Raw genomic sequence first — 22,056 nt, 5'->3', positions numbered from 1 at the left:
TGCGGGAGCCGATGCGCAATCGCGCGCCATGCGGATCAGCACGTCCGTCAGGTCGTGGCGTGCGCTGCCGCTGCCTTCGCGCGCAGGCAGTCGCGGCACAGGCAATCGCCGCCTGTGGTCGGCATCGGCAGTTTCGCGGTCTCCTCGGCGCACCAGCAATTGCCGGACAGGTCGCAGCCGAATTCAGTCCCGCAGTCCGAACAGGTGGGGCGGCGGCTGAGCGGCTGTGCAGTTTCTGTCCGATAATTCATGAAAGCAGCCCAAATTTCAGCGCGATTTTCATGCCGGGTTCATCTGTTCCACCCGTATATCTGGGGTGTCGCCTTTGATGTTCCAATGCATCATAGGACGAAGGCAGAGTGAGGGAAACCCGATGGCCCGCGACCCGCAAGGTGCGCTGATCGCGCTGAACCGATTCGGTTTTGGCGCGCGGGGTGGCGCTTCCGGCGACATCGTCAATGCGGCCTCCGATCCCCGCGGCTTCGTGAAGGCCGAGCTGGCGCGCCCCAATGCGGCGCTGCTGGAATTGCCTGGCCTGCAATCCACGACCGAGCTGGGGCAGGCGATGTTCGCCTATCAGCTCGAAGTGAAAACGGCACGCGAGGCGGCGCTGAAGACGCCGGGGCTGGTGCCGGTCGAAGCGCCGCCGGCTGCGATGGACAGGAAGCCGGAAGCTCCCGCGATGACCGGCAACACCACCATGACAGTGCAGCCTGACGCACCGAAGCCGCCGCCGGCCGTCGCGCTGCCGCCGAATGTGGTGCAGAAGACCTATCGTGCAGAAGCGCTGGCGCGGATCCAGCGCGCGACCATTACCGAGGGTGGCTTTGTCGAACGCCTCGTCGTGTTCTGGTCGAACCATTTCTGCATCTCGGCCAGCAAGGGCGACCCGGCGCGGATGTGGGCTGGCTCCTTCGAACGCGAGGCGATCCGCCCCTATGTGCTGGGCAAATTTGCCGACATGCTGAAAGCCGTCGAACAGCATCCGGCGATGCTGTTCTTTCTCGACAACCAGCAATCGATCGGCCCGAATTCGAAAGCCGGTGAGAGGGGCAAGCGCGGCCTCAATGAAAATCTCGCACGCGAGATCATGGAGCTGCATACGCTCGGCGTCGGCGGTGGTTACACGCAGGCCGATGTGACGTCGCTGGCGCGCATCATCACCGGCTGGACCTTTGCCGGCCGCGAAGGAAAGATCGGCACCCCCGGCAGTTTTGCCTTCAACGCCAATGCGCATGAACCGGGGCCGCAGCAATTGCTGGGCAAGACCTATGACGACACCGGCGTGGCGCAAGGCGAAGCCGCGCTCGCCGATCTCGCACGCCATCCATCGGCGGCGACATTCATCGCCAGGAAATTCGCGCAGCATTTCGTGGCTGATGCGCCGCCGCCGGCACTGCTGGCGCGGCTGGAAGGGGTGTTCAAAAAGACCGACGGCGATCTGAAGGCGCTGGCGCTTGCGCTGCTCGATTCCAGTGAAGCCTGGCAGATGCCGATGGCCAAGCTGCGCACGCCCTATGAATATCTGATCTCCACCGGCCGCCTGCTGGCGCGCATCCCGGAAGATCCCGGCCGTTACTTTGCGGGACTGCAGACGCTTGGCCAGCCGCTCTGGACACCGCCGGGGCCGAACGGCTTTCCGGACGGCAATGCCGCCTGGGCCGTGCCCGAAGGCATGAAGCTGCGGCTCGATCTCGCCGCACAGGTTTCGTCGCGCATTCCCGACAGTATCGATCCGCGCGAGATGCTCGACGTGGTCGCCGGCGAGGCGGCCTCATCCGAAACACGACAGACGATCGCGCGCGCGGAGACGCGGCAGCAGGCACTGACGTTGCTGCTGATGTCGCCGGAATTTCAGAGGAGATGACGATGGACTGCTGTGAAAGCCGCATGCTCGGCCCCACACGCCGCTCGCTTCTGTTATCAGGCGCGGCCTTTGCCGCCTGGGCCTATCTGCCGAAATTCGCTAGGGCCGCCGACGCGCGCGATCCGCGCCTGATCGTGGTGATCCTGCGCGGCGCGCTCGATGGTCTGGCCACCGTCGCGCCGCTCGGCGATCCCGATTATGCCGGTCTGCACGGCTCGATCGCGCTGGCGAAGGATGGCCCGAACGCAGCCATCGCGCTGGACTCGTTCTTCGGCATGCATCCAGCGATGCCGGAATTTGCGCGGATGTATGGCGACAAGAAAGCTGCCGTGGTCCATGCGGTGGCGACGTCCTATCGCGAACGTTCGCATTTCGACGGCCAGGACGTGCTGGAGAGCGGCTATGCCGGCCCCGGCCGCGTGCAGTCGGGCTGGCTCAATCGCGCCATCGAAGCGCTACCGCGTGGCGAACGCGTCTCGTCCGGTCTTGCGATCGGACCGACCACGCCGCTGGTGCTCCGCGGCGCCGCGCCGACGGTTGGCTGGGCGCCGGTCAATCTGCCCAACGCGGCCGATGATACGGCGATGCGGCTGATGCAACTCTATCAGGATCGCGATCCCGCTTTGGCGACGGCGCTGTCGCAGGGCCTGAAGCTCGACAAGATTGCCGTTGGCGACGAGATGAAACCGAAGGGCGGCGGCAATGCCGTAGCGGCGATGCGCCAGGTCGCACGCGGCGCGGCGAAGCTGATGGCTGCCGATGATGGCCCGCGCATCGCGGCGCTCGCCTTCGATGGATGGGACACCCATGCGCAGGAAGGCGGGCCGGTCGGGCGCCTCGCGCAATTGCTCGGCGGTCTCGATGGCGCACTGGCGGAATTCGAGAGCGGGCTTGGGCCGCATTGGCGTGACACGGTGGTAGTGGTGGCCACGGAGTTCGGCCGCACCGCCAAGATCAACGGCACTGCCGGCACCGACCACGGTACCGGCACGATTGCGTTGCTTGCGGGTGGCGCGATCAAGGGCGGCCGCGTGATTGCGGACTGGCCCGGCCTTGCGAATGGCAAGCTCTATGAATCCCGCGATCTCGCCCCGACGACCGACCTGCGCGCGATCTTCAAGGGCGTGCTGCACGATCACCTCGGCATCAGCGAGCGTGCACTGGCCGAGCAGGTGTTTCCTGACAGTGCGTTGGTGAAGCCGGCCAAGGGATTGGTGGGGTAGCTTTCTTGCTTCCCCTCTCCCCCAGCGGAGCGAAGCTCCGCGCCGTGGGAGAGGGTGCCTGAGCGAAGCGAAGGCGGGAGAGGGTCTGGCCGTAAGCGCAATGGAGCCCACTCCCGGCTCGAACGCGCTTCGCGCCTTCGATCCACCCTCTCCCGCGGCGCGCGGCGTTGCCGCGCTGGGGGAGAGGGGAAGAATCTGCGCGCAACTACCCCAGCGTAATCCCGTCGATCTCCGTCATCTCCTCCGCCGTCAGCTTCCACTGCGCCGCCTTCACATTTTGCTCGATCTGCTCGGGCGATGATGCGCCGGCGATGACGCTGGAGACTTGCGGGCGGGCGGCGAGCCACGAGAAGGCGAGCTCAAGCATCGAATGGCCGCGCGCGCTGACGAAGGCCTGCAGTTGATCGACCAAGGCGATGTTGCGCGGGTTCAGATAGCGCTCCTGCATATAGGGGGTCTTGCCGAAGCGCGTATCGGCGGGGACGTTCTTCAGGCCGGCATATTTACCGGTCAGCATGCCGCCGGCGAGCGGGAAGAACGGCAGCAGGCCGAGATTGAAATGCTGCGCGGCCGGCAGCAGGTCCTTCTCGATGTCGCGGACGACGAGACTGTATTCGTCCTGGCACGACACGAAGGGCGCGACGCCCATCTGGCGCGCGGCCATCTCGGCTTCGGCGATGCGCCAAGCCGGGAAGTTGGAATTGCCGATATAGCGCACCTTGCCCTGACGCACGAGGTCGTCGAGCGTGCGCAGCGTCTCTTCGATGGGCGTCAGCGCATCGTAATCGTGCTGTTGATACAGATCGATATAGTCAGTCTTCAGCCTCCTTAGGCTGGCCTCGACGGCGCTCATGATGTAGCGGCGCGAGGCGCCCTGCTTGCTGCCGTCATTGCTCATCGGCTTGCAGTATTTCGTCGCGAGTACGATGTCCTTGCGGCGATCGCCCAGCACTTCACCCAGCACCGTCTCGGAGCCGCCCATGCCGGCATAGATGTCGGCGGTGTCGAACAGCGTGATGCCGAGATCGATCGCCTTGTGGATGACCTTGCGCGCGGTCTCCAGATCGGTGCGCTGGCCGAAATTGTTGCAGCCGAGACCGACGGCGGAGACGCGAAGGCCGGAGCGGCCGAGATTGCGGATTTCCATGATGAGTGTGCCTTGTGAGGGAAGCGCGGACCAAGGTTATGGCGCGCGCCTCATCGCGCAGCAAGACGCGCTGCATCATGGCAGTCGCGCGGGCGCTCAGGCGATTGCGGAAGCGGACTCGGGCGTTTGAACTTCGGGTGCGGGCGCGGCGGTCGGGGTCTTCCGCGGCGGGCCGGCGCGCAGGGCTGCGGATGTCATGCGCCGTACAGCGTTTTCCGCGTTACGCGTGATGGTCTTGCGATCAGCGGACATGTCATAGGCGACGGCTTCGCCCCAGCTTACGACGACGTCGATGGCGCCCGACGACAGGATGCCGATGAAATGCGGGATCAGATCGATGTCGCCATACCACGCCACGTTTTCGCGAAAGGCGCGGCCGACCGGCAATCCACCGAAGCCGACATAGGCGATCGACATCGGCTGCACCGTGATCTCTTTGTGATGCGTGGAATCGCCGAGCGCGTGATGCACCGAGCCGACCAGTGCCGAGCGAAACGGCAGCACGCGCATGCCGTCGCTGGAGGTACCCTCCGCGAACAGGACCACCGCGTCACCGGACAGCATGCGGTCGCCGATTTCCTGCGCCGTCGCGCCGGTCTTCTGCCGGCGTTCGCGCTCGACAAAAATCGTGCGCTGCAGTTTGGCGAGCCAGCCGAACACGGGCCATTTGGCAACTTCGCTCTTGGCGACGAACACCACGGGCGCCCTGGCGCCGATGATGATGATGTCGAGCCATGAGACGTGATTGGAGAGGATCAGGACCGGCGTGTCCGTCGTCCGCTTGCCGACTTCGTGAATGCGCACCCCGATCAATGCGCAAAGCACGCGGTGAAACAGATGCGGAATACTCCGCTGCCAGCGCAGGCCGAAGGCCAGTGCGATCAGCTGAAACGGCGCCAGCAGCAGCGTCAGCATGGTCAAGGAGATCAGGACGGCGGCGAAACGGATCATGGGTTTATTATACCGGGGCCGACTTCCGCAGGCAAAGTCAGTTGCTTGAATTAAGAGAAACCACGGCAAAAAGAAGCGGTCCCGGTCAGCGCGGCAACTGACGGAGACCGCTGGGGAAGCACCCGATTGGCGACGGGGGGAAGCAACCGGCTGCATGAGGAGCCTAGCCGGGGCGAGTGACATCGCCATGACAACCCGGGATATCCACAGGTGGCATTGCGCCCTATTCGGCCGCGTCCAGCCGGTGGGAGCTGAACACGTCGCCTTCGCGGAGCGCCAGATAATAGTCGCGCTCGGAGAGCTCGTCGGTGTGACGAATGAGGTCGGTCACCGGAGTGTAGCTCAGCATCCGCCCGCCATCGGGCAGCACGGCGCAACTCATCCGCAGCACCCGGCCATTGGCGAGGCGCAACGTCGTCGGCGTGGAAGTGCCGGCGCGGATCATCTCGACGCGCCTGGCGATGAAGCTGTCGACCTCGTCGTCGGGGAGGGCGTAAGCGTGGATATCGCGCGCGTGATACATCAGCGCGATCAGCGGCGGCTTGCTGTCAGCCTTCTCGTCGGGGAGCGTGAAGTAGTCGCGGAAGGCGCGGTTGATGAATTCGGCGCGGGTGTCGGCATTGAGAAGCACGACACCGATATCGATCTGGTCAAGTGCAGCCGAAAGGCGCTGGGCAGTGGCGTGCTGCTCGTTCTCGCGGGCCCGTGCCGCGCGTCGCAGCCGGAAGAGGCGGATTGCCAAAGTAATCCCGACGGCTGCGATCACAATGATCGCCGTTTCAATTCCCGGATCGAGAATCAGTCGCCAATCGTACTGCATCGGTCGTACCTGTGTCCGTACAAAGGTAAGAAACGCAGGTTGGCCTCTGGTTGCAAAAAGGCCCACAATTTCCCGGCGGTATAGCTAACGGCGCGTGAAGAGCCCGGCATCATTTTCCCCTTGTTCGCTTCAAATGCTATCGATGCCACCGGAACCGGCGCCGGCCCCTGAATGTTAGCGCCGGGATTTAAAAAGGACCCCGATCGAATGCCCTTCACCATTCCGCCGCTGCTGCTGCCGATTTTGATGCTGCTGGCCTCGAATATCTTCATGACCTTCGCTTGGTATGGCCATCTCAAATTCAAGGATCACTCGTTGCCCCTCGTCATCATGGTGAGCTGGGGCATTGCCTTCTTCGAATATTGGCTGGCGGTGCCCGCCAACCGCTGGGGCAGCGAAGTCTACAATGCCGCCCAGCTCAAGACGATGCAGGAAGTCATCACGCTGGTCGTGTTTGCTGCATTTTCGGTGCTGTATCTGAAGGAGCCGCTCGGCTGGAATCACGCGCTGGGCTTTGCCTTCATCGCGCTCGGGGCGTTCTTCATTTTCCACAAGTGGTCGTAACGACCGCTTACTTCCCGGCTGGCGTAATCCGCAAGATTCGTCCTGCCGAACTATCCGTCAGCAGCCACAGCGCGCCGTCCGGTCCTTGCCGGACGTCGCGGATGCGTTCGTTGAGATTTTGCAGGACGCGCTCTTCGGACGTGACGGTGTTTCCGTTGAGCTGGAGCCGCACCAGCATCTGGCCTGCCAGCGCGCCGGTGAACAGGCTGCCCCGCCAGCGCGGGAAGAGATCGCCGGTATAGAACGTCATGCCGGACGGGGCGATCGACGGCACCCAGTATTTCACCGGCTGCTCCATGCCCGCCTTCGACGTGGTTTCGTGGATCTTCGCGCCGGAATAGTCGATGCCGTAACCGATCACAGGCCAGCCGTAATTCTTGCCCTTGCCGATGATGTTCACTTCATCGCCGCCGCGCGGCCCGTGCTCGGTCTCCCACAAGTCGCCGGTCGCCGGATTGATGGCGAGGCCTTGCTGGTTGCGATGACCGTAGCTCCAGATCTCCGGCCTGGCACCGTCGCGGCCGACAAGCGGATTGTCTTTCGGCACAGATCCATCCGGCGCGATGCGGATCAGCTTGCCGAGATGATTATCGAGACTCTGGGCCTGATCGCGGCCGCTATAGTGTTCGCCGAGCGTAACAAACAGGTTGCTGTCAGGCGCCTGAACAATACGGCAGCCGTGGTGATTGCCCGACGACAGCGGGCCGTCCTGGCGAAAGATCACCTTCATGTCGTCGAGACGTGGTGCAGTGCCGTCGATGAGCTTACCGCGTGCGACGGCGGTGCGACCGCCGCTGCCCGAACGCTCCGAGTAGCAGAAGTAGATTGTGTTGTTCTGCGCGTAGTTCTTGTCGGTGATGACGTCGAGCAAACCGCCCTGGCCGACGGCCATCACCTCGGGCACGCCTTTGACCGCAGGCGACAACTGTCCCTGCGGCGAGACGATACGGATGCGACCGGGCCGTTCTGTAACGAGCATGCGGCCCTCGGGGAGAAACGCCAGTGCCCATGGATAAGCGAGACCGGAGGCGACGGTCTGTACTTCGAGCCTGCCGGCCGACGAGCCGAACGAGGTGTTTTCGCCACGGGTGGTCGTGGCGATCAGAAGGGTCGCGGTCACGACGATAGCCGCCGTCAACGTGACAGTGACCCAGATCACGGGCCTTTTCATCGAAATGGCTCCATCACGGAGTCGCAGGTTGCATAAGCGATGCGCGGCATCGCGGTTGAGTGTTTATGAGTTGTGGGGACCGTCAGAGCGGCATCGCACTCGCCACCGGGATCGACATCACGGTGAGGGCGAGGATGACGCAGAGCGACAGACAGCCAACCGCGAGCGACGCCGCGACGGCGTGGGTCAACCGGGTGGATGCGATGGACGTGGGGCGCGCCTGAAATCCTGCACCCACGCGAAGCGACCGTATCATGGCCGTAAATCCTTCAAATCGCGGGCGAATCACCCGCGTGCTACAAATTCGCAGCTGCGGCAGGCGAGATTTGGGCGGGATTGGCCCTAACTATGGCGGGAAAATGGCATTCACAGCGGTTATGCCCGCTATTTCAGGACTTAAGCGTCGGCGACTACGTCCAAAGTATCGTATTCCGACGAGGTCGGGTGCCAGTCCATGGAGATAAAACCCGGCTGGGTTTCCACCAGACGCAGCCAGCGGCGGATCGACGGAAAGCTAGAGAGGTCGAAATCGCACTTCTCGGCGACGTGGGTGTAACCGTATAGCGCGATGTCGGCGATTGTCAGCTGGCCCGCGGCGAAGAAGTCATGGATCTTGAGGTGATTCTCCATCACCTGCAGCGCGGCATAGCCACGCTCCATCCAGTCTTCCAGCGCGTGGGTCTGCAGGTCGCGGCCACCGCGCACCAGGCACAGCCAGAAATAGGCGGCGCCGAGATTCGGCTCCAGCGCGTGCTGCTCGAAGAACATCCACTGCATGGCTTCGGCACGGTCCATCCGCGATTCCGGCGCCAGAGATGTACCGATGGCGACATACCACAGGATGGCGTTGGATTCGGCGAGATAGCGGCCTTCGGCGATCTCGAGCAGCGGCACCTGACCGCTGGGGTTCTTGGCCAGAAATTCCGGGGTACGGCTCTCGCCGCGCAGAATGTCCACTTCGATGGCGCGATAAGGCGCGTCCAGGAACGCCAGCGCAAGGCGAACCTTGTAGCTATTGCCAGAGCGCTGCATCGAATAGAGTTTGTACATTCGCAGATGTTCAATTCATTTCAGGTCAAGGCAACTGCGCGATTGGCCATCGCAGATCGCGGTTAGACAATGATGCTGATGCGAGCCTGTCGCAAGGCCCACGGAATGGAAAAAGTCGAAAACGGCTGCGGCAGTCTGGATTGAGAAAAATGTATGTCAGGCAGCATTCGGCAATGGAAGATCACGCTGCCGCGATCAGTGTGTGAAGGTGCCGCGATGTGCTGTTATCAGCGAGTGCGCGCTGCAGCACGATGATATAAAAAGCGATCATCACCAGAAAGCCGAGCGGCAGTTCGATGGCGCCAGCGATGCTGCGCGTCAGCAGCGGCATGATCCAGGTCAATGCGAGCAGGCTGATCTCGCCCGCGTGAAAGCCATGATCGAGTCCATGCCGCGCGAAGAAGGCGATGGCGATGGCGAGCACCATGAGATCGTAGTCGAGCACATAGGGCGTCGCCAGAAGGCTGCCGATCGCGAGTGCTGCTGCCTTGAGTTCGAACGCTGCATGGCTGCGCCATAGCCACATCAAACTGATGGCAATGCCGGCTGCGAGACCGAACTGTGCGGCATAAGCGACAGGAAGACCGGCGCCCCACATCCGTGTCGCGGCGAAGATCGACTGGATTTTCTGCCACCCGGTGCCGCCTTGTTCGAGTACGACATCGCGAGTGAAAGCAGTGGAGTCGGCAAAGGCCTGCCAGATGCCGGCGCCGAATAACCCCGTGCTCAATACGATGAGGACAGCGACGGTGAGCGCGGCCGATACCATCGTGATCCAGCGTCTATCGGCGAGCAGGGCGAGAGGAATCAGCACACCGAATTGCGGCTTGTAGGCCAATAGCCCGATCAACACGCCGGCCAGCCACGGCCGGCGATGGAGCAGAAGCAATGCGCCGCCCAGCAGTGCGGTGGTTAGAAATCCGTTATGGCCGTGACCGACATTGATGAAGACGGCAGGAAAGGCGGCGGCCACCAGCAGCGTTTCCTGGCGGGGCAGGATCGTGCGGATCGCGGCGAGGTAGGCGGCGAAGCTGGCGACGAGCCACAGACCGAGCCCCCATCCATAGGGTACCGTGGCCACCAGCGCGGCAATTCCGAGAAAGAACGGCGGATAGTGCCAGCCGTAGAACGGCACATCGCGGCCGAACACCCTCTGTTCTGCGGCATGTTGCAGGGCGGGATCATAGGCGTCGGCGGGTTTGCCTTCGAGGGTGAGCCGGCCCGCCGCATAGATGTTGGAAAAGTCGGTCCCGATCGGCTTGCCATTGCGGTCGATCACGCCGTCCGAGACCGCAATCCAGCCGGCGAAGGCCAATGTGCCCAAAGCGAGCACGATCAGGCTGTAAGCCCGCACGCGTTCGAGGGTCAGCCATGCGCCGCTTTCAATGTGCTGCCAGATCCAGATCATTTTAAGGGTGCATTTTGGCCCAAATCGTCGATTGCGACGTGCGGTTGACGCTACCGTCCCCCGTTTAACGCTTGCTGAATTGCATCACTTCCAGATGGGTTTTTGCCCAAGCTTCTTGCGATGCAACGTCGCACGCACTAGGGTGCGCCGATCCCAGCAGGATCAGCCATTTTGACGTCGCCGACCGCGGGTCCGCGACCTTTCTCAGGAGAAGATGATGTCGTTTTTGTCCGCTGCGCTCGACCGTGTGAAGCCGTCCGCGACGATCGCGGTGACGGATAAAGCACGCGCGCTGAAAGCAGCCGGCCGCAACGTCATCGGTCTTGGTTCGGGCGAGCCCGATTTCGACACCCCGGCGAACATCAAGCTGGCAGCGATTCACGCCATCGAGGCCGGTAAGACCAAGTACACCGCCGTGGACGGTATTCCCGAACTGAAGGAAGCCATTATCGGCAAGTTTCAGCGCGAGAATGGCCTGACCTACAAACCGAACCAGATCATCGTCGGCACCGGCGGCAAGCAGGTGCTCTACAACGCGCTGATGGCGACGCTGAACCCGGGTGACGAAGTCATCATCCCGGCGCCGTATTGGGTGAGCTATCCGGAAATGGTGGCGCTGGCCGGCGGCACGCCCGTGTCCGTGGTCTGCACCGCAGAATTCGGCTTCAAGCTGCAGGCTTCCGCGCTGGAAGCAGCGATCACGCCGAAGACCAAGTGGATCATCCTGTGCTCGCCGTCGAACCCGACAGGCGCCGCCTACAAGAAGTCGGAGCTCAAGGCGCTCACCGATGTCCTCGTGAAGCATCCTCACGTTTGGGTGATGACCGACGATATGTATGAGCACCTCGTCTATGACGACTTCGAGTTCACCACGCCGGCACAGATCGAACCGTCTTTGTTCAATCGCACGCTGACCGTGAACGGCGTCTCCAAGGCTTACTGCATGACCGGCTGGCGCATCGGTTACGCCGGTGGTCCCGCCGAGCTCATCAAGGCAATGGCGACGATCCAGTCGCAGTCGACCTCGAACCCGTCGTCGATCGCGCAGTGGGCGGCGGTGGAAGCCTTGAACGGTCCGCAAGATTTCATCCCGAAGAACAATGCCGTGTTCAAGGAGCGCCGCGATCTCGTGGTGGCAATGCTGAATCAGGCCTCGGGCATCAACTGCCCGCGTCCGGAAGGCGCGTTCTACGTCTATCCGTCCTGCGCCGGCACCATCGGCAAGACTGCGCCTTCGGGCAAGGTTATTGCCAATGACGAAGACTTCGTCACAGAACTGTTGGAAACCGAAGGCGTGGCGGTGGTGCAGGGTTCGGCCTTCGGCCTTGGCCCGGCATTCCGCATCTCCTACGCGACGAAAACATCCGATCTCGAAGATGCCTGCAAGCGCATCCAGCGCTTCTGCGGAAATCTTCGGTAACAAAACCCGCTCCGAAACTTTTGACGGTTTCGGGGCTTATTTCGGGAAGCGCCTTGTTTTCGACACGGCGCTTCCTTCTTGTCCCCTCGCTATCAAAATCCCCAAGGTGGAGTATCACTATGCGACTTTCCAAGATGTTCGGCCTGACGGCCGTGGCCTTTGCGGCGTCGGTTGCGACCGCAAATGCACAGCAGCCTGGCAGCGTTCAGGTTGGCGTGCTGGAGTGCCGTGGCGGCCAGAACGTCGGCTACGTGGTCGGTTCGAATGCGCACCTCAACTGCGTCTTCCAGAGCGCCGGTGGCCGCGCCGAAGGTTACGTCGCCAACATCCGCCGTTTCGGCCTTGATCTCGGCTTCACCGAAAACACCACGGTGCAGTGGGCTGCATTCGCTCCGACCACCCGCGTGCCGCGCGGCGCGCTGGCCGGCAGCTACGGCGGCGTCGGTACCAACGCATCGGTTGGCCTCGGTTTCGGCGGCAACTTCCTCGTTGGCGGTCCGGGCAACACCTATTCGCTGCAGCCGATCTCGGTGCAGGGCCAGACCGGTCTGAACGTCGCCAGCGGCATCGTTCAGCTCGAACTGGAAGCGACCGGTCCGGTCAGCGGTCATCGCTACAACAAGAAGCGCCGTCATCGCAGCCATCGCTAAGCGATCGCCAGCGATCGCTGTGATCGCGTAAGCGATCCGGCAAGGTTAACGAAAAGGCCCGCGCGAGCGGGCCTTTTTTGTTGCGTGCGCTGCGCGTGCGCCGCTGTCATTGGGCGGTATCATTAGCTATGGATAGTCGATCCACATCCTTACTTCCGTTCATCACCCGGAGATTCCTGATGGTCCGCCTCTCATCGCTCGTTCTCGGTATCGCTGCCGCCGCCTTTTTCACTGCATCGCAAGCGCAGTCGCAGCAAGGCGTGCAGGTCGGTGTCTTGAATTGCCGGGGCGGAGCCAGCGTCGGATTCGTCGTGGGCTCGGTGACCAATCTCGGCTGCGTGCTCACCGGTACCGGTCGTCCGGATCAGCCTTATGTCGCCACGATCCGCAAAGTGGGCATCGATCTCGGTATTACCGAACAGACCGCGCTATCCTGGGCCGTGTTCGTGCCGGTGAACTATAGCGGTCCCGGCGATCTGTCCGGCAACTATGCGGGCGCGCAGGGCAGCGCGTCGGTTGGTGTCGGCGTCGGCGCGAATGTCCTGGTTGGCGGTTCGCAAAACGCCTTCTCCCTGCAGCCGCTCAGTCTGCAGGGGTCGGTGGGACTGAATGTCGCCGCCGGTCTGCAGAGCCTGGAGTTGCGCCCCGGTCGCTGATCCCGCGGCGATCGCTCGCACAAATTCATCCGGCTTCGCCCATGGCGGAGCCGGATTTTTTATGGCGCAATCCGATCACGTTCATCGCAGCGCAGCAACTTTTCCATCTTGCCAAATATCCGGACCGGGCGGAGCATTGACCGCCGACCCAATCATGGGCCGAGCTCCACATGAGGAGGCGGCAATGGGACAAGACCTGAGAAGTCCCCGCGGTCCACAAGGCAATGCCGCAAAGTGCATTGCGCTGGTGGGCCCTTTCCAGAGCGGAAAAACCACACTGCTTGAAGCGATCATGGCCCGCACCGGGGCGATCCCGCGGGCCGGCAGCGTCGACAATGGGACAAGCATCGGCGATGCCAATGCGGAAGCCAGAGCCCACAAGATGGGCGTCGGCCTGACGGCTGCGACCACCACCTTCATGGGCGACAGCTACACATTCATCGACTGTCCGGGCTCGGTGGAATTCGCACATGACATGCGCGCGGCATTACCCGCCGTCGATGCAGCCATCGTGGTTTGCGAGGCGGATGCGCGAAAATTGCCGCAGCTGCAATTGATCCTGCGCGAACTCGAAGACCTCGGCATTCCCAGATTTCTGTTTCTCAACAAGATCGACCGCGCCCACAAGCGCGTGCGCGAGACGCTGGCGACATTGCAGCCGGCCTCGCGCGTGCCGCTGGTGCTGCGGCAGATCCCGATCTGGAACGGCGACCTGGTCGCCGGTTTCGTCGATCTCGCGCTGGAGCGCGCTTTCGTCTATCGCGAGCACAAGGCGTCCGAAGTCATCAAGCTCGAAGGCGGCGATCTCGATCGCGAGAAAGAGGCGCGTTTCTCCATGCTGGAGAAGCTTGCGGATCATGACGACGCGCTGATGGAGCAGTTGCTTGACGACATCGCGCCGCCGGCCGACGCCGTGTTCGACGATCTCGCGCGCGAATTGCGCGAAGGTCTGATCTGTCCGGTGCTGCTGGGCTCGGCGATGCGCGAGAATGGCGTGCTGCGGCTGATGAAGGCGCTACGCCACGAGGCACCCGGCGTGGCCGAGACGGCCAAGCGCCTCGGCGTGCCTGACAGCAAGGATGCGATCGGTTACGTGTTCAAGAGCAGCCATCTACAGCATGGCGGCAAGCTGTCTTACGCGCGCGTGCTGAGTGGTCATCTCGATGATGGCGCAACATTGCTGTCCTCGTCGGGCGAAAGCGGGCGTGTCTCCGGCATTCTTGCGGCGAGCGGCGGACATGACAGCAAGCGCGCATCGGCCGAAGCGGGCGAGACCGTCGCGCTCGGCAAGCTCGATCATGTCAGGACCGGCGACACGATCTCGACCGGCAAGACTGCGCCGGCCTCTGTCGTGAGTGTCATAGCTGCATCGCCCGTGCTGGCGATGGCGCTAGCGTCCGCCGATCGCAAGGACGACGTCAAGCTCGGGCAGGCGCTGTTGCGGCTGACCGAGGAAGATCCGTCGCTTGCGGTGGTCAATAATGCGCAGACCCATGACGTGGTGTTGTGGGGGCAGGGCGAGATGCATCTGCGCGTGGCGATGGAGCGCCTGCACGAACGCTTCGGCATCAACGTCAAATCGCATGCGCCGGTGATCGGCTATCAGGAGACCATCCGTAAACCGATCACCCAGCGCGGCAGGCACAAGAAACAGTCCGGCGGTCACGGCCAGTTTGGCGACGTTGTGCTGGAGATCGGCCCGTTGCCGCGCGGCGAGGGCTTTGCATTCCAGGAAAAGGTGGTCGGCGGCGCGGTGCCGCGCAACTACATTCCCGCGGTGCAGGAAGGCGTCGTCGACGGGTTGCAGCGTGGCCCGCTCGGTTTTCCTGTCATCGACGTGCAGGTGACGCTCACCGACGGGTCCTATCACAGCGTGGATTCTTCCGATCAGGCGTTCCGGACCGCTGCCCGGATCGGTTTCACCGAGGCGCTGCCGCAATGCCAGCCGGTGCTGCTGGAGCCGATCCATACGGTGGAGATCGTCTGTCCCACCGAGGCCACGGCCAAGGTCAACGCCATTCTGTCAGGACGGCGCGGCCAGATCCTCGGCTTCGATACCCGTGACAACTGGCCGGGCTGGGACACGGTGCGCGCGATGTTGCCGGAAGCGGAGATCGGCGACCTGATCGTCGAGTTGCGTTCGGCCACCGCGGGTGCCGGCAGCTTCACCCGCAGCTTCGACCACATGGCCGAAGTCTCGGGCCGCGCCGCCGACCAGATCGTTGCGGCGCATCGGGTGGCGGCTTAGTACAGTGGCCCATGACGCTTGGACCGCGGGTTGTAATCATTGGCAATAGCGGCTCGGGCAAGAGCACGCTGGCGCGGCAGCTTGAAAGCCGCGTCGGCGGCGAACGCACGGATCTCGATCATATCCATTGGCTGGACAGGGTCGGTGTGAAGCGCGACGAGGGGCAGGCCAAAGAACTGGTGGCCGCCCTTGCCGTGAAGTCGAACTGGATCATCGAAGGCGTTTACGGATGGCTGGTCGAAGCGGCATTGCCGCGCGCCACAGCATTGATCTGGCTCGACATGAGCCCGGAGGTTTGTCGTGATAGCCTCGCTCTCCGGGGCCCCTGGGGTGGCGCGACGGCCGAGGAACATGCAGATTTTCTGGCTTGGGCCGAGGCCTACTGGCAGCGCAAAACGTCGAGTTCGTTCGCTGGCCACCTGGCGCTGTTCGACGACTTCGGCGGCGTCAAACGACGCCTGACATCGCGCGCCGCTGTCGCCCAGTTCGTGGCGACCATGGCGGCTTCGCCGCTCAAGTGATGTTTTATACATCATTGAAGATATCTCACATATGATATAAGACTCGTGAAACTGGAAACCGCCCTTGATTACATCGTTTCAGATGCGGGCCGCCCGTGCGCTGCTGGGTATCGATCAAAAGCGGCTGGCCGAAATGGCCGGCGTGTCGCTACCGACCATCCAGCGCATGGAAGCGAGCGAAGGCAATGTCAGGGGCGTGGTGGATTCGCTGATCAAGGTTGTCGATGCCCTCGATCGCTCAGGCGTCGATTTGATCGGCGAGAACGTCCGCAGCGATTCCGGCGGACGAGGGGTGAGGCTGAAACAGCCCGGTCCACCACCGAAACTTGAAGAGCCAAAGCTGACGGATTGAGAACGGGCCGCGGCCTCGATCGAGATCCGCGGCAGGTGACAGGGGCGAGTCGGGAATGGACATGTCCAGAAATCGCGCGTGGGGGCCGCATCAGCCGACCTTCGCCGAACTGTTCACGCCGAAATTGATCACGGTGTTGCGCGAAGGCTACGGCATCGCCGATCTGCGCGCCGACATCTTGTCCGGCTTGACGGTGGCAATCGTCGCGCTTCCGTTGTCCATGGCGATTGCCATAGCCTCGGGGACGTCGCCGGATCGTGGCCTCATCACCGCTGTGATCGGCGGCTTCCTCGTGTCTGCGCTGGGTGGAAGCCGCTTTCAGATCGGCGGTCCAGCCGGCGCCTTCATCGTGCTGGTGGCTGCCACCGTGAGCCGCCATGGCATCGACGGACTGATCCTCGCGACCATGCTCTCTGGCGTGTTCCTGATGGTGGCGGGCTATTTGAAGCTCGGCACTTACATCAAGTTCATTCCCTATCCGGTCACGGTGGGATTTACCGCCGGTATTGCCGTCATTATTTTCGCCAGCCAGATCAGGGATCTCCTCGGGCTCACACTCACCGGCAAGGAGCCTGGCGAACTGATCCCGAAGCTGCAGGTGCTCGGAAGTGCGATCCACACCGTCAACCTGTCGGCCGCCGCGATCACCATCGCGACCATTGCGATCATCCTTCTGCTCAAGAAGCTGCGGCCTTCCTGGCCGGGCATTCTGATCGCGGTTGCCGCAAGCGCGGTCGCGGCAGGGTTCTTTGCGCTGCCGGTTGAAACCATCGGCACCAAGTTCGGCGGCATTCCGCAATCCTTTCCGCTGCCGTCGCTTCCCGCGATTTCCCTGGCAAAGCTGCAGGCCATTCTGCCGGACGCCATCTCCTTTGCGCTGCTGGGCGCGATTGAATCTTTGCTCTCAGCTGTCGTCGCTGACGGCATGACCGGCCGGCGGCATCGCTCCAATTGCGAACTGGTGGCGCAGGGCATCGCCAATATCGGCTCGGCGCTGTTCGGTGGAATCTGCGTGACCGGCACCATCGCGCGAACCGCCACCAATGTCCGCGCCGGCGCGCACGGCCCGATCTCGGGCATGCTGCATGCGGTATTCCTGCTGGTATTCATTCTCGTCGCGGCGCCATTGGCAAGTTACATTCCGCTGGCGGCGCTCGCCGCGGTGCTTGCCGTGGTCGCCTGGAACATGGCGGAGAAGCATGAATTCGCGACGTTACTGCGGTCATCATGGGGCGATGCTGCCGTGCTGTCGGCGACTTTCCTGCTAACGATCTTCCGCGATCTTACCGAGGGCATTGTGGTCGGCTTCGCGCTTGGCGCGATTCTGTTCATCAACCGCATGGCGCAAACAACCGGCATTGAGGCGGATAAGCCGCTGGTCGTGGCCGACAAGGCCGACGACGCCAATGGCGACCGAAAACCCTATGATCCCGGTCTCGCTGCCGATCCCGACGTCGTTGTCTATCGCATCACCGGCGCATTTTTCTTCGGCGCGGCCTCCACCATCGGATCTGTGCTCGAGGGCTTCTCGGATCGCCACAAGGCTTTCGTGATCGATTTTGCCGCGGTCCCCTTCCTGGATTCGACTGCCGCGAATGCGATCAAGGGCATTGCCGAGAAGGCAAAGCGACAGGGCGTCCGCGTGATTCTCACCGGCACCTCGCAGGGCGTGCGCCGGGCGCTGCTGACCCACGGCGCGCGACCGCCACTGGTCAAATACCGTGCTGATGTTGCAGCGGCCGTCAGCGAGATCAAGACCCGAAGCGCTGCAGCGATCCAGGAGGCGTCGAGCTGATGGCATCGGCAATTGCTCGCAGCTGCAGTATTGATCGTCTGCATGGTTGTCGGACTTGCTGTGCGCTGCAAACTGTCTGATGATTAAGAGCCCCTGCATGATTTTTATGCTACGCACGCTTCCGCTTGAAGCGAAGGATGAATGATGCCGAACGAGACCACGCCCCGCGCCGCCTGTTTGATCGGCTGGCCTGCCGCGCATTCGCGCTCGCCGCTGATCCACCATCACTGGCTGCGCAGCATGGATATTCCGGGCGGTTACAGCATCGAGTCGATCCCGCCGGAAGGCGTGGCCGAATTCGTGATGAACCTCTCCAAGCACGGTTACATCGGCGCCAATGTCACGATCCCGCACAAGGAGCGTGTGCTGAAGCTGACCTCACCGGATCGCCGCGCGCGCGCGGTCGGGGCCGCCAACACGTTATGGTATGACCACGGTACGCTACGCGCGACCAATACGGATATCGAGGGCTTCATCGACAATCTCGATCATTGCGCGCACGACTGGGACCACGCCGACGACGCGCTGGTGCTCGGCGCGGGCGGTTCGTCGCGTGCAGTGGTGTTCGGATTGCTCGAACGCGGAATCAAACATGTCTATGTCGCCAATCGCAGTCTCGATCGCGCCGAGGCGATGGCCGCACAATTCGGTTCGCAGGTGGTGCCGTTGGCGTGGGAGCATGTCGCCAGCATGTTGCCGCGCGCATCCTTGCTGGTGAACACCACGTCGCTCGGCATGGGCGGCCAGCCGCCATTGATCATCGACCTCGATCTGTTGCCTGACCAGGCGGTCGTCGCCGATCTCGTTTACGTGCCGCTTGACACCCCGCTGCTCGCCGGCGCCCGCGCGAGGGGCCTCCGCACCGCGGATGGTCTCGGCATGCTGTTGTATCAGGCCGTGCGTGGCTTCGAGCTCTGGTTCGGGCAGCGCCCCGATGTGACGCCGGAACTGCGTCGCCTCGTCGAGGCCGACCTCACAGTGGCGTGAGCGGGGAATAGCTATTTGGTCTTGGGGTTTCCATCTGCAGCGGTGGGCGCTGCCTTCAAAGGAAATTCCCCTATGGTTCAGATCGTATCGACTTCGGCTCGCTTGTTCGCGGGCTCACTTCTTGCTGGTTCATTGCTGATTTCCGCCGCATCGGCGCAGCAGCCGCAACCCCTGCGCATCCGTGGTGCCATCGAAGCCGTCGACGGCGCGGTGCTGACGATCAAGACGCGTGAAGGCGACGAGCGCAAAGTGAAGATGACGGACAATGTCACCGTCACCGGCATTGCCAGAACGACAATGGCCGAGGTGAAGCCCGGCTCCTATATCGGCGTGACCGGCATGCCGCAGGCCGATGGGTCGCAGAAGGCCATCGCGATCCATATCTTTCCAGAAGCGATGCGCGGCACCGGCGAAGGCTCGCGCCCGTGGGATCTGCGCCCCAACAGCAGCATGACCAATGCCACCGTCGATCAGAAGGTCCAGGCCTCCGATGGCCAGACGGTGACGGTGAAGTACAAGGACGGGGAAAAGAAAGTGACCGTGACGCCTGACACTCCGATCGTGACATTCGTGCCGGGCAACAAGGACGAACTCAAGCCCGGCGCCAAGATCATCATCATGGGCGCTACCAAGAAGGATGACGGCACCTTCGAGACGGCGCGGGTCAATGTCGGGCTGGATGGGCTGACGCCGCCGATGTGAGAAATTCGAAACAGCGGAGAAGCTCTTGCGCAGGCCATTCCTCGCACCATGCCTCATCCTCGCATCTCTGTTGTTGTCTGCGCCGCACTTCGCTGCTGCGCAGACATCGCCCTCCACGACGGAGCGGGTGCTGAACCTGCCTGTTCATGGCGGCGATCAGCAGCGCGCGCTCTACGCCAGTCCATCGCATCCACGCGCGACCATCGTGATGCTGCCCGGCGGAGCCGGCGATGTAGGCGTCGCCCGGAATGGCGAAATAGCGCACGGTAACAACTTCGTCGTCCGCTCGCGCGTGCTCTGGAATGCTGCGGGTTTCGCGGTGCTGATCCCCGACGCCGTCGATAGTCAGAACTTGCGCGGGCTGCGCAGCTCGCCGCAATATGCAGCACTTGTCGGCGATCTCGTCGCTGCAGCTCATGCGCAGGCGCCGGGACCGGTCTTCCTGCTCGGGACCAGCCAAGGCTCGATTGCGGCGATGAACGGCGCAGCGAATCTGCGTGACGGTCAGATCGCAGGTATCGTGCTCACTGAGTCGGTGTCGCGCCTTGGTGGCAGCCACGAGACGGTGTTCGACGCGCATCCTGAACGAGTCAATGTGCCCGCACTCGTCGTTGCCAATTCAGACGATCGCTGCAATGTCGCACCGCCGGAAGACGCCGACAAGATCGCAGCAGCGATGAGTGGCGCGCCGCGCGTCAAGGTCCTCAGGGTCAGTGGCGGAGATCAGCGCTCGTCCACGGATTGCGGATCGCTGTCGCCGCACGGCTATTACGGCATCGAGCAAAAAGTCGTCGATACGATCGCCGCGTGGATCGACGCGGCGATCTGACGAGGCCTCACTGCACCAAAACGTGCCTGTCGATCTCGGCGATCGAATTCACGCCGCACAGGCCCATGGTCACGCTGAGTTCGTTGCGCAGGATGTCCAGCGCCTTGGTCACGCCGGGGCCGCCATAGGCGCCGAGACCGTAGATATAGGCGCGGCCGATCATGCAGGACTTGGCGCCGAGGGCGAGCGCACGCATCACGTCCTGCCCCGAGCGGATGCCGCTATCGAACATCACTTCGATCTCCGAGCCGACCGCATCGGCGATCCCCGGCAATACCGAGATCGACGACGGCGCGCCGTCGAGCTGACGTCCGCCGTGGTTGGAGACGACCATCGCCTGCGCGCCGACCTTCACGGCTTCGCGGGCATCCTCGATATCGTGAATGCCCTTGATCACGATCTTGCCGGGCCAGATGCTGCGGATCCAGTCGAGATCCTTCCAGTTCAGCGACGCATCGAATTGCGATGCCGTCCACTCCGCCACTGAGCCGAGATCGTTGGTGTTCTTCACGAAGCCGGCGATGTTGCCGAAGTTGCGCCGCTTGGCTTTCAGCGTCCGCACCAGCCAGCCGGGCTTGCTCATGAAATCGATCAGGTTCTTCACATTCAAGATCTGAGGCGGCACCGACAGGCCATTCTTGATGTCGGCATGACGCTGGCCGATCACCTGCAGATCGACGGTCAGCACCAGCGCGCTACACTTCGCCTTGATGGCGCGCTCGATCAATTCCTTGATGAAGCCGCGATCCTTCATGACATAGAGCTGAAACCAGAACGGTTTTTCGACATTCTCGGCGACGTCTTCGATGGAATTGATCGACATCGTCGAGAGCGTATAGGGAATGCCCGCCGCCTGCGCCGCCCGGCAGGCGTGAATTTCGCCGTCGCCATATTGCAAGCCGGTTGAGCCGACCGGCGCGCAGATCAGCGGCATGGTGGCCTTCTCACCGAGGATGGTCGTCGAGGTGTCGCGATTGGCGATGTCGACCAGAATACGCTGGCGGAACTTCAGCTTCTGCAGATCCTCGCAATTCGCACGGAACGTGTCTTCGCTATAGGAGCCATGGTCGACATAATCGAAGAACGCCTTCGGCACGTTGCGCTTGTGCTCGAGGCGAAGATCTTCGATGCAGGTGATATGCTTCATGAGATGTCCCAGCCGTTCTTGTCTTTGCTTGTATTTGCTTGTTTCGGTGTCATCTAGCATGGTTAGGCGGTCCGCCATATCATCCTTGTCATTGGAATGTCGTCGAAATTGAAGGAGGCCAGAATGTCCGGCTCCAAGACAAATCCAGCAGGCCACGGGGCCGGCAAGGCTCCCGGCAAGGCAGCCGAGGACGAAGAAAAGCGACAGCTGGAAGTTGCGCTGGACGAAGGACTGGAGGAGACTTTTCCGGGCTCCGATCCGGTCAGTGTGACCCAGCCTGCCCATTCAAAGGCGGACGCGCATATCAAGCGAAAGGGCTGAGCGGGCCGGGTTCCGGTCAGTCGATGCTCCATCGAAGGCATTACATGGAAGGTAAGGTATATAAGTAATATCAATGGCTTGTCGTTAATTACGTGTTCCGGGCCTTGGTAATGATTCATCATATTTTTTGAAGCGATTTTAGGGGCCCGAGCCTTATAAGTCCGTCACATATATGGCGCTGCCAATGGGTCAGTCGCCTGAGACAGGGTTTTGAGCCCTCGCGCGAA

23 protein-coding genes are annotated in these 22,056 nt (G+C 62.5%); 14 read left to right on the top strand and 9 right to left on the bottom strand.

The window, feature by feature from the left end; all coding sequences use genetic code 11:
- Window positions 1-47: 47 nt before the first annotated feature.
- Window positions 48-251 (bottom strand): hypothetical protein, encoded by a 204-nt coding sequence (locus HP556_RS15195; protein WP_175367580.1) that lies wholly within the window; start codon window positions 249-251, stop codon window positions 48-50.
- Window positions 252-373: 122 nt separating this feature from the next.
- On the opposite strand from HP556_RS15195, the gene HP556_RS15190 reads away from it, so the two are divergent.
- The gene (locus HP556_RS15190) at window positions 374-1,867 is read left to right on the top strand and encodes a DUF1800 domain-containing protein (protein ID WP_175367579.1); all 1,494 of its coding nucleotides are present in this window, start codon (window positions 374-376) and stop codon (window positions 1,865-1,867) included.
- Window positions 1,864-3,090 carry a DUF1501 domain-containing protein gene (locus tag HP556_RS15185; RefSeq protein ID WP_175367578.1) on the top strand — a complete coding sequence of 409 codons (1,227 nt, stop codon included), beginning with the start codon at window positions 1,864-1,866 and terminating at the stop codon, window positions 3,088-3,090. The genes HP556_RS15190 and HP556_RS15185 overlap by 4 nt, the downstream gene beginning before the upstream one ends.
- Before the next feature lie 205 nt (window positions 3,091-3,295).
- Here the strand turns inward: HP556_RS15185 and HP556_RS15180 are convergent, their stop codons facing one another.
- From HP556_RS15180 to HP556_RS15170, 3 genes are all read right to left on the bottom strand, one after another.
- The gene (locus tag HP556_RS15180) at window positions 3,296-4,237 is read right to left on the bottom strand and encodes an aldo/keto reductase (RefSeq protein WP_093759308.1); all 942 of its coding nucleotides are present in this window, start codon (window positions 4,235-4,237) and stop codon (window positions 3,296-3,298) included.
- 96 nt (window positions 4,238-4,333) lie between these two features.
- A complete protein-coding gene (gene olsA, locus HP556_RS15175) occupies window positions 4,334-5,188 on the bottom strand; it encodes a lyso-ornithine lipid O-acyltransferase (protein ID WP_089261732.1) in 855 nt (284 codons plus the stop codon).
- Window positions 5,189-5,411: 223 nt separating this feature from the next.
- Entirely contained in the window at window positions 5,412-5,954 is a 543-nt protein-coding gene (locus tag HP556_RS15170) for a PAS-domain containing protein (protein WP_374725693.1), read from the bottom strand.
- 261 nt (window positions 5,955-6,215) lie between these two features.
- On the opposite strand from HP556_RS15170, the gene HP556_RS15165 reads away from it, so the two are divergent.
- On the top strand, window positions 6,216-6,572 hold the full coding sequence (locus HP556_RS15165) for a DMT family protein (RefSeq protein ID WP_068731204.1): 357 nt from the start codon (window positions 6,216-6,218) through the stop codon (window positions 6,570-6,572).
- Between the two features lie 7 nt (window positions 6,573-6,579).
- Here HP556_RS15165 and HP556_RS15160 read toward each other — a convergent pair whose 3' ends face one another.
- The 4 genes from HP556_RS15160 to HP556_RS15145 form a co-directional block, all read right to left on the bottom strand.
- On the bottom strand, window positions 6,580-7,743 hold the full coding sequence (locus HP556_RS15160) for a PQQ-dependent sugar dehydrogenase (RefSeq protein ID WP_175367577.1): 1,164 nt from the start codon (window positions 7,741-7,743) through the stop codon (window positions 6,580-6,582).
- Window positions 7,744-7,825: 82 nt separating this feature from the next.
- On the bottom strand, window positions 7,826-7,999 hold the full coding sequence (locus HP556_RS15155; protein ID WP_175367576.1) for a hypothetical protein: 174 nt from the start codon (window positions 7,997-7,999) through the stop codon (window positions 7,826-7,828).
- Window positions 8,000-8,139: 140 nt separating this feature from the next.
- Window positions 8,140-8,793 (bottom strand): glutathione S-transferase family protein, encoded by a 654-nt coding sequence (locus HP556_RS15150; protein WP_089261726.1) that lies wholly within the window; start codon window positions 8,791-8,793, stop codon window positions 8,140-8,142.
- Between the two features lie 181 nt (window positions 8,794-8,974).
- On the bottom strand, window positions 8,975-10,201 hold the full coding sequence (locus HP556_RS15145; RefSeq protein ID WP_175367575.1) for a glycosyltransferase family 87 protein: 1,227 nt from the start codon (window positions 10,199-10,201) through the stop codon (window positions 8,975-8,977).
- Window positions 10,202-10,418: 217 nt separating this feature from the next.
- Here HP556_RS15145 and HP556_RS15140 point away from each other — a divergent pair, with 217 nt between their 5' ends.
- From HP556_RS15140 to HP556_RS15095, 10 genes are all read left to right on the top strand, one after another.
- Window positions 10,419-11,621, top strand: a complete 1,203-nt coding sequence (locus HP556_RS15140) for a pyridoxal phosphate-dependent aminotransferase (RefSeq protein ID WP_068731379.1) — start codon at window positions 10,419-10,421, stop codon at window positions 11,619-11,621.
- A 119-nt stretch (window positions 11,622-11,740) separates the two neighbouring features.
- On the top strand, window positions 11,741-12,271 hold the full coding sequence (locus HP556_RS15135) for a DUF992 domain-containing protein (protein ID WP_068731210.1): 531 nt from the start codon (window positions 11,741-11,743) through the stop codon (window positions 12,269-12,271).
- A 179-nt stretch (window positions 12,272-12,450) separates the two neighbouring features.
- Window positions 12,451-12,927 carry a DUF992 domain-containing protein gene (locus HP556_RS15130; protein ID WP_068731211.1) on the top strand — a complete coding sequence of 159 codons (477 nt, stop codon included), beginning with the start codon at window positions 12,451-12,453 and terminating at the stop codon, window positions 12,925-12,927.
- A gap of 184 nt (window positions 12,928-13,111) precedes the next feature.
- A complete protein-coding gene (locus HP556_RS15125) occupies window positions 13,112-15,175 on the top strand; it encodes an elongation factor G (RefSeq protein WP_175367574.1) in 2,064 nt (687 codons plus the stop codon).
- Between the two features lie 11 nt (window positions 15,176-15,186).
- Window positions 15,187-15,696, top strand: coding sequence for a P-loop NTPase family protein (locus HP556_RS15120; RefSeq protein WP_175367573.1), 510 nt, complete (start codon window positions 15,187-15,189; stop codon window positions 15,694-15,696).
- Window positions 15,697-15,760: 64 nt separating this feature from the next.
- Window positions 15,761-16,048 carry a helix-turn-helix domain-containing protein gene (locus tag HP556_RS15115; RefSeq protein ID WP_089261718.1) on the top strand — a complete coding sequence of 96 codons (288 nt, stop codon included), beginning with the start codon at window positions 15,761-15,763 and terminating at the stop codon, window positions 16,046-16,048.
- Window positions 16,049-16,103: 55 nt separating this feature from the next.
- Complete coding sequence (locus HP556_RS15110) at window positions 16,104-17,843, top strand: SulP family inorganic anion transporter (protein WP_175367572.1); 1,740 nt, start codon at window positions 16,104-16,106, stop codon at window positions 17,841-17,843.
- Window positions 17,844-17,984: 141 nt separating this feature from the next.
- Window positions 17,985-18,830: a shikimate dehydrogenase gene (locus HP556_RS15105; protein ID WP_175367571.1), complete on the top strand. Its 846-nt coding sequence runs from the start codon at window positions 17,985-17,987 to the stop codon at window positions 18,828-18,830.
- Between the two features lie 72 nt (window positions 18,831-18,902).
- Window positions 18,903-19,532, top strand: coding sequence for a hypothetical protein (locus HP556_RS15100; RefSeq protein WP_175367570.1), 630 nt, complete (start codon window positions 18,903-18,905; stop codon window positions 19,530-19,532).
- A 25-nt stretch (window positions 19,533-19,557) separates the two neighbouring features.
- Window positions 19,558-20,361, top strand: coding sequence for an alpha/beta hydrolase (locus HP556_RS15095; RefSeq protein ID WP_210269200.1), 804 nt, complete (start codon window positions 19,558-19,560; stop codon window positions 20,359-20,361).
- Between the two features lie 7 nt (window positions 20,362-20,368).
- On the opposite strand, the gene HP556_RS15090 is transcribed toward HP556_RS15095, so the two are convergent.
- Entirely contained in the window at window positions 20,369-21,508 is a 1,140-nt protein-coding gene (locus HP556_RS15090) for an alpha-hydroxy acid oxidase (RefSeq protein WP_175367569.1), read from the bottom strand.
- A gap of 123 nt (window positions 21,509-21,631) precedes the next feature.
- Here HP556_RS15090 and HP556_RS15085 point away from each other — a divergent pair, with 123 nt between their 5' ends.
- On the top strand, window positions 21,632-21,829 hold the full coding sequence (locus HP556_RS15085) for a hypothetical protein (RefSeq protein ID WP_141137017.1): 198 nt from the start codon (window positions 21,632-21,634) through the stop codon (window positions 21,827-21,829).
- Window positions 21,830-22,056: the final 227 nt, after the last annotated feature.

It is taken from the genome of Tardiphaga robiniae (genome assembly GCF_013359755.1).
Classification (GTDB): Bacteria; Pseudomonadota; Alphaproteobacteria; order Rhizobiales; family Xanthobacteraceae; genus Tardiphaga; species Tardiphaga robiniae.
This window is presented reverse-complemented; position numbering and strand designations above follow the sequence as displayed.